Origin of the sequence: Amycolatopsis sp. NPDC058340 (assembly GCF_042723975.1) — a bacterium.
Lineage (GTDB): Bacteria > Actinomycetota > Actinomycetes > Mycobacteriales > Pseudonocardiaceae > Amycolatopsis.
In genome coordinates this window covers 20,479-27,922 of record NZ_JBHXIB010000079.1, presented here as the reverse complement: position 1 = coordinate 27,922, position 7,444 = coordinate 20,479, and the positions used below count along the sequence as shown (strand labels likewise).

Here is a 7,444-nt window from a genome sequence, read left to right as displayed (position 1 = left end):
GCGAAAGCCACTTTCGCAACCTTCAACGTTGCGAAAGTGGCTTTCGCAACGCCTGTCGCTGGTGCTGCGGGTTCCCAATGTCGCATCAGGGACACTCAGCGCCTCAAATGCGACATTGGGAACCTCACTCGCCGCTCAGGGCATGTCGCGAAAGCCACTTTCGGGACATCAGACGTCGCGAAAGTGGCTTTCGCGACGTCGGGACCGGGCCGCGAGTTTTGAGGACTGTCAGGCCCTCAGCGAGTCGAAGAACGCTGTCAGTTCGTCGTGGGCGGTGCCGAAATCCTCGGTGTTGCCGGTGATCGCCAGTTCCAGCGTCTCGCCGTCGGACAGTTCCAGCGTCAGGTACGTGGTGAGTTTCCGGCGCGGGAAACCGCCCGCGACGATGTCCGAGAACGGGATCCGCCGGGCGCCCGGTTCGGCGCGCAGATCGTCGAGGCCGCGCTCACGCAGCTTCCGGATCCGCTTGCGGTCCGACACCCCACGCCCCCCGATCAGCCCGGCGAGGCCGCGGCGGATCAGTACCGAACGCGCCATCGGCAGCAGCACCACTTCGGTGTCGCAGACGATCAGGTCGTAGAGCTTCCGTTTGGCCTTGAGCGCGGTGAACATGCCGAGCATGCGGGCTTCGGCGGGATCCGGCTCCGGCTGGGGCTCCTGTTTGCAGAAGTAGGCGGCGGGCACGCTCAGCAGTTGCAGGTTGTGGACCAGTTCGTCGACCGCGCGCGGGCTGCGGACCGCCGCGCCGACCAGCTCGGTGACGTCGAACGGTTCGCCGTCCCCGAGGCACAGTTCCCAGCCGCCGCCCCAGTTCAGCCGGTGCGCGGCGACACCGTTGTCGATCATCGCGGCGGTGACGGTGTCGGCGAACAACTCGGTCAGCAGGTCCAGGCCCTCCTCGCGGGACGGGGCCCGCAGGGGTTTCGCGAGCGCGTCGGCGTCGCCGTCACGCAGGACCCGCACGACCTCGCCGATCGTGCCGCGCGGCGCCAGCCTGCTCTCGATCCCGGCCGCGGTCAGCAGCCTCGCGCCCTCCGCCACCGACGCGCGGCCCGCGCGTTTGACGACCTCGTCCCAGTCCGCGCGCGGCCCGACGTCACGGATCAGCACGTCCAGCTCAGCCTCCGGCACGTCGATCTTCGGCGCGCCCAGCAGCGACCAGCCCGGTCGCGCGTCCGGCTTCACCGGGTTGTCCGGGACTCCGGCCAGCGCCGCGATACGCCGCTTCGTGGGCGGGTGGCTGTCGTATTTCGACAGCTCTTCGCCGTCGATGATGTCTTCGGCGTACTCGGCCACCCAATCCCGCTGGACGGGGTGGTTGAGGTACGAGCGGAACCCCAGCAACACCGGGGGAGTGCGCCGCGCCGCCGCGCCGAGCGAGAGGTAGCGCTCGGCGTAGTCCTTCCACAGCGGGCTCAGCGTCGCGGCCTTCCGCAGTGCCGCGGCCGCCGTGCGGCTCCCCGCGGCGAGTACGGACGCCTCGTCGGCCTGCAGTTCCTGCCGACGGTTCGCCGACCGCGCGACCAGCAGGTACAGCTTCGAGTAGGCGGAGAGCAAGGCCCTGGCGGGGCCGCCGTCCAGCCGGTCGACGGTGAAGGCGAGCGTCTGGGTGCCGCGGTAGGTCAGCGCGAGCAGGCGGGTGTGGCCGCCGCTGTAGTGGCCGAGTTCGTGCGCGAGTACCGACCGGAGCTCGCTCACGCTCATCGCCGCCAGCAGCGGCAGCCCGATCAGCATCGTGCGGCGGCCCGGCCGCAGCCCGAGGAACCGGGCGTCCTCGCTGACCGCCGCGTTGATCTCGCCGATCAGCACGATCTCGTCCGGCGGCCGCGTCTTCACCTGGGCGGCGAGGTCGTCGATCATCTCCCACAACGCGGGATGGGCTTCGCGGTCCAGCCGCGGCCCCTCGATCGGGGGACGCCGCGCCCGCAACGCGCTCATCAGCCCGAAGCCGAGCGCGACCATGATCGCGAGCCCGCCGAGCATGACGTAGGTGCCGATCTTGCCCTGGATCCGCAGGCCCGCCAGCACACTGGCGACACCCACCGCGACGACCACCACTGGGAACGCCACGAGCAGAAGTGTCGCGAGGACGGCGCGTCCTCGGGCCTGCATCGTCCGGTTACCTCTTTTCGCACAAGTGCCTGCTGTGCGGCCGAATAGTAACCGGCTACGCAGCGGGCTCGGGCCGAAACAAAGCGCTACGCCCGCTACCTGGGAAAGCCCGGAGCCTCGTGAGTGGCAAGGACGGTTCTAACCGTCCTTGCCACTCACGAGGGTTAGTGCTCAGGCGACGTTGAAGGTGTCGGGATCCGGCCCGGTCCGCTCGCCCCGGTCCAGCACGGACAGCGAGGCGATGTCCTCCTCCGACAGCGTGAACCCGAAGACGTCGAGGTTCTCCTTGATCCGCGACGGGGTCACGGACTTCGGGATCACGACGTTGCCCAGCTGCAGATGCCACCGAAGCACGATCTGCGCCGGCGTGCGGCCGTGCTTCGAGGCCAGCGCCTTGACCGCGTCCTCGCCGAGCAGGTCGCCGCCCTTGGCCAGCGGGCTCCATGCCTCGGTCGCGATGCCGTGTTTCGCGTCGTATTCGCGCACCGCGGCCTGCTGCAGGTACGGGTGCACCTCGACCTGGTTGACCGCCGGGGTCACGGAGCCGGCGTCGGCCAGCCGTTCGAGGTGCGCGGGCTGGAAGTTGGAGACGCCGATCGCGCGCACCCGGCCGTCGGCGTAGAGCTTCTCGAAGGCCTTCCACGTGTCGCGGTAGAGATCGCGCTCAGGCGTCGGCCAGTGGATGAGGTACAGGTCCAGCTGCTCCAGGCCCAGCTTGGCCAGGCTGGCGTCGAACGCCTTCAGCGTGGCGTCGTAGCCCTGTTCGCTGTTCCACAGCTTGGTGGTGATGAACAGCTCGTCGCGGGCGATCCCGGACTCGGCGAGTGCCTTGCCGACGCCCGCCTCGTTGCCGTAGATGGCGGCGGTGTCGATGCTGCGGTAGCCCGCGTCCAGCGCGGCCTTGACCGCGGCGGTGGTCTCCTCGTCCGGCACCTGGAAGACGCCGAACCCGAGCTGCGGCATCTCCACCCCGTTGTTGAGCTTGACGGTGGGAATGTCGGTCACTTGCGTTCCTTTCATGGGTGTTTTCCGGTTCAGGCGGCGGGGGCCAGTTCGGCGCGACGAGCCTTTCGCCGCCCGTGGTCGAGCATGCCCGAGATGACCGCGACCAGCAGTCCGGCGAGGGCGAGCGCGGCGCCGATCCAGTTGGGCGCGGTGTAGCCGAGCCCGGCGTCGATGGCCTTGCCGCCGAGCCACGCGCCTCCGGCGTTGCCGAGGTTGAACGCGGCGATGTTGGCCGCCGAAGCCAGCGCGGGCGCGCCTTCGGCCTTGTTCATGACGCGGGCCTGCAGCGGCGCGACGGTCGCGAAACCGGCCGCGCCGAAGATCGCGATGGTGATCGCGGCGGGGAGCTGGGCGTGCGCGGTGAAGACGAACACGACCAGTACGGCCGCGAGCACGGTGAGGATGACGTACAGGCTGGGCATCAGCGACCGGTCGGCCGCCTTGCCACCGAGCAGGTTCCCGACGAACAGGCCACCGCCGAACAGCACCAGCAGCCAGGTCACCGCGCCGGGGGAGAAGCCGGCGACCTCGGTCATCATCGGGGCGATGTAGGTGAAGGACGCGAACACCCCGGCGAAGCCCAGCGCGGTCATCGCCAGCGCGAGCCACACCTGCGGACGCCGGAACACGGCCAGTTCACTGCGCAGCCCGGCGCTCTGCGTCGTCGCCTGCACGGGGACCAGCGCGAGGATCCCGATCAGGCCGAGCACGCCGAGCGCGCTGACCGCCCAGAACGTCGATCGCCAGCCCAGCGCCTGGCCGAGCGCGGTCCCGGCGGGCACGCCGAGGACGTTGGCGACGGTCAGGCCGGTGAACATCATCGCGATGGCGCCCGCCTGTTTGGTCGGCGCGACCAGCGAGGCGGCGACGACCGCGCCGACGCCGAAGAACGCGCCGTGGGACAGCGCGGCGACCACGCGGCCGGTCATCAGCAGGCCGTAGGTCGGGGCCAGCGCGGACACGACGTTGCCCGCGATGAACAGGACCATCAGGCCGACCAGGACCGTCTTGCGCGGCACCCGCGACGCGAGCGCGGTCAGCAGCGGGGCACCGACCACGACGCCGAGCGCGTATCCGGAGATCAGCAGCCCGGCGGAGGGGATCGAGACGCCGAAGTCGCCCGCGACCTCGGGCAGCAGCCCCATGATCACGAACTCGGTGGTGCCGATACCGAAGGCACTGATCGCCAGTGCGAGCAGAGCGGCAGGCATTGGAGGCTCACTTCTTCCCGTAGAGTGGTGTTGGCTGGCGTTGGCAACTACGGGCGTCTGAAATAGTTGCACGCGCCGTATATTGCACACGCTTGATGATGCATGACGCAACGAAGCTCGGGCAACCGGGGAAGAGGTGAACCGTGTCACTGGCCGACGACGCCGTGGAGGCACGCGCGCAGGGCTGGCGGACCCTCGCCGCACTGCACGCGCGGATCGAGGACGCGCTGGAGCGTGCGCTGGCGCAGCAGCACTCGCTGTCCGTGAGCGAGTACACCGTGCTGGACGTGCTCGCCCGGCAGGACGGTTTCCACCTGCGGATGAACCAGCTGTCGAACGCCGTCGTGCTCAGCCAGTCGGCGACGACCCGGCTGGTGTCGCGGCTGGAGGACCGGGGGCTGCTGCAGCGGTACCTGTGCCCGGACGACCGGCGGGGGATCTACACGGAGGTCACGCCGTCGGGGCAGGAGCTGCTCGCCGCCGCGCGGCCGACGCACGACGCCGTCCTCACCGAGGCACTCGCCGCCGCCGAAGAACTCCCCGAACTCGCGCCTTTGGTGGCCGCGCTGGGAAAGCTCACCTTCGCCCGCAATTAGAGGACTAAACGCGGGCGGGCTGGCAAGGTGAGGGCGTGGACGATCTTCTGTTGCGCCGGGTCCGGGTCGGCCTGGCGGGTTCCCTGTCGGACGTGCGGATCGAGGACGGCCGGATCGCGGCCATCGCGGGCCCGGGACAGGCGGGTGAGGCGTCGGAGATCCTGGACGGGCACGGCGGCACCCTGCTGCCCGGTCTGGTCGACGCGCATGTGCACACCGCGCAGTGGTCGGCCGCGCGCCGCCGGATCCCGCTGGGGGAGGCGACCTCCGCCGCCCACACGGTCGAGCTCGTGCTCGCCCATCTGCTGGCGCATCCCGCGCCGCCCGGCGAACTCGTACTCGGTGCCGGGTTCCGTGACGGCCTCTGGCCCGACGCCCCGCACAAGGATCTGCTGCAGAAGGCGCTGCCCGGGCATCCGGTCGCGCTGTTCAGCGCCGATCTCCACACGCTGTGGCTCAGCCCGGCCGCGCTGAAACTCATCGGCCGCGAGCATCCGACCGGGGTGCTGCTGGAGAACGACTGCATGAGCGCGACGGCCGAACTCCCCGTCGCCCCCGACGACGTCATCGACGGCTGGGTCGCCGACGCCCTCGACGCGGCGGCCGCCCGCGGCGTCACCAAGATCGTCGACTACGAATACGCGGACACCGTCACCGACTGGCGGCGACGGCTCGCGCGGAAACCCCTGCCCGTCCGGGTTTCCTGCGTGATCGCGAAGTACCTGCTCGACACGGCCATCGAACGCGGCCACCGCTCCGGCGACGTGCTGGAGGGCAGCGGCGGCCTGCTCACGGTGGGCCCGTTCAAGCTGTTCGTCGACGGTTCGCTGAACACGCGCACCGCGTACTGCGTGGGCCACTACGCCGGAACCGAGTCCCACGGGCTGCTCGAACTGCCGCCCGACGAGCTGGAACCGTTGATGCGCAAGGCTTCCGGACACGGTCTTTCGCCCGCGGTGCACGCGATCGGCGATCACGCCAACAAGATCGCGCTCGACGCCTTCGCGAACGTCGGCTGCACGGGACGCATCGAGCACGCGCAACTGCTGCGTGCCGAGGACGTCGCCCGCTTCGCCGAACTGGGTGTCGTGGCCAGCGTCCAGCCCGCCCATCAGCCGGACGACCGCGACGTCGCCGACCGGCACTGGCACGGCTGGACCGACCGGGCGTTCCCGTACGGCGCGTTGCACCGCTCCGGGGTGCGCCTGGAGTTCGGCTCGGACGCGCCGGTCGCGCCGCTGGACCCGTGGGACGCGATCGCGTCGGCCGTCAGCCGCACCGACGACGACCGCCCGGCGTGGCACCCCGAGCAGGCCATGCCGCTGGAGGCCGCGCTCGCGGCGGCGTCCGGCGGCCGGACCGGAGTGGCCGTGGGCGACGTGGCGGATCTGGTCGTCACCGCGGTGGATCCGGCGCGGCTGTCCCCGGCCGGACTGCGCGACATCCCCGTCACCGCCACCGTCATGAACGGCCAGGTCACCTACGCGTCGTGAACCTTCCCTTTCCCGGGCGCAACGCGTTAATGGAAGGGCATGGATCACCGCCTTCTCGACCGGCTCCGGGATCTCCACGGCTCCCTGGGCACCGACATCACCGTCGTCACCCGGATGGTCGAAGACGACGCGCCGCGCGCCGACGTCCTCCGTGATCTCGGGGAACGGCTGACCGACCTCGGCACGGCGCTGCTCGCCCGTTCGGACGATCTCGACGCGGACGTGCTCGCGAAGCTGCCGGACGACGGCTGGCTGCCCGAAGCGGGCGAGCGCCACCGGGTGCTGGTCGTGGCGCACAACGTCGGTGAGCGGCCGCTGCGGTGCGGGCGGATCTACCTCGCGCTCTGCGGGGCGCCGTGCTTTCCGTTCTACGGCAGGGACCCCGCCGGCCGGACCGCCCGGCACGAACGGTGCCGGACCTGCCAGGACCGCCTGTTCCGGTGACGGCGGCTGCGCACGGCGGCCCGGTGCGGCAGGGTGAGGTGACATGAGCACCGAGAAGCTGTTCCGGATCGCCATCGCCCTGAAGGGGTTCGACGGGGCGTTGCAGCTGGTGGGCGGCCTCGTCCTGATGATCGTCCCGGCGACGGTCATCTCCGGTTTCGCGCACGCCGTGGTCACCCGTGACCTGCTCGGCGACCCCGAGGGGACGCTGGCCCGGCACCTCGAACTCGCCGCCGGCCACTTCGCCGAAGGCCGGACGTTCGCCGTCGTGTACCTCGTCGCGCACGGCCTCATCAAACTCGGCCTGGTCTGGGCGCTCGCGAAGAAGGTGATGCGGGCCTACCCCGTGGCCGCCGTGGTGCTCTCGGCGTTCGTGGTCTACGAGGTCTTCCGCGCGATCCACACACACTCGCTCGCGCTGCCCTTCTTCGCCGCCCTCGACGTCGTGATCGTCGTGCTGGTGCTGCGTGAATACCGTCAGCTGAAGAGGGATCGCGTCGGCGCCCGACCCCCCCGGTACCGCCGCGACGGGACACATTTACAAGGGGGCCAACCGGCCGGGGCGAAACAACACAATCAGCGG

The 7,444-nt window shown here is 70.4% G+C and carries 6 protein-coding genes and 1 pseudogene; 4 read left to right on the top strand and 3 right to left on the bottom strand.

Annotation, left to right across the window (positions count from 1 at the left end; translation table 11 throughout):
• Positions 1-228: 228 nt before the first annotated feature.
• From ACFWIW_RS40405 to ACFWIW_RS40395, 3 genes are all read right to left on the bottom strand, one after another.
• The gene (locus ACFWIW_RS40405; protein WP_378373326.1) at positions 229-2,070 is read right to left on the bottom strand and encodes a M48 family metalloprotease; all 1,842 of its coding nucleotides are present in this window, start codon (positions 2,068-2,070) and stop codon (positions 229-231) included.
• A gap of 213 nt (positions 2,071-2,283) precedes the next feature.
• Complete coding sequence (locus tag ACFWIW_RS40400; RefSeq protein ID WP_378373325.1) at positions 2,284-3,117, bottom strand: aldo/keto reductase; 834 nt, start codon at positions 3,115-3,117, stop codon at positions 2,284-2,286.
• Between the two features lie 29 nt (positions 3,118-3,146).
• A complete protein-coding gene (locus ACFWIW_RS40395) occupies positions 3,147-4,328 on the bottom strand; it encodes an MFS transporter (RefSeq protein WP_378373324.1) in 1,182 nt (393 codons plus the stop codon).
• A 143-nt stretch (positions 4,329-4,471) separates the two neighbouring features.
• On the opposite strand from ACFWIW_RS40395, the gene ACFWIW_RS40390 reads away from it, so the two are divergent.
• The 4 genes and pseudogenes from ACFWIW_RS40390 to ACFWIW_RS40375 form a co-directional block, all read left to right on the top strand.
• Entirely contained in the window at positions 4,472-4,924 is a 453-nt protein-coding gene (locus ACFWIW_RS40390) for a MarR family winged helix-turn-helix transcriptional regulator (protein WP_378373323.1), read from the top strand.
• A gap of 35 nt (positions 4,925-4,959) precedes the next feature.
• Positions 4,960-6,417 carry an amidohydrolase gene (locus ACFWIW_RS40385; RefSeq protein ID WP_378373322.1) on the top strand — a complete coding sequence of 486 codons (1,458 nt, stop codon included), beginning with the start codon at positions 4,960-4,962 and terminating at the stop codon, positions 6,415-6,417.
• A 39-nt stretch (positions 6,418-6,456) separates the two neighbouring features.
• Entirely contained in the window at positions 6,457-6,861 is a 405-nt protein-coding gene (locus tag ACFWIW_RS40380; RefSeq protein WP_378373321.1) for a hypothetical protein, read from the top strand.
• 43 nt (positions 6,862-6,904) lie between these two features.
• A pseudogene (locus tag ACFWIW_RS40375) lies at positions 6,905-7,357 on the top strand (DUF2127 domain-containing protein); the annotation flags it as partial.
• Positions 7,358-7,444 lie beyond the last annotated feature (87 nt).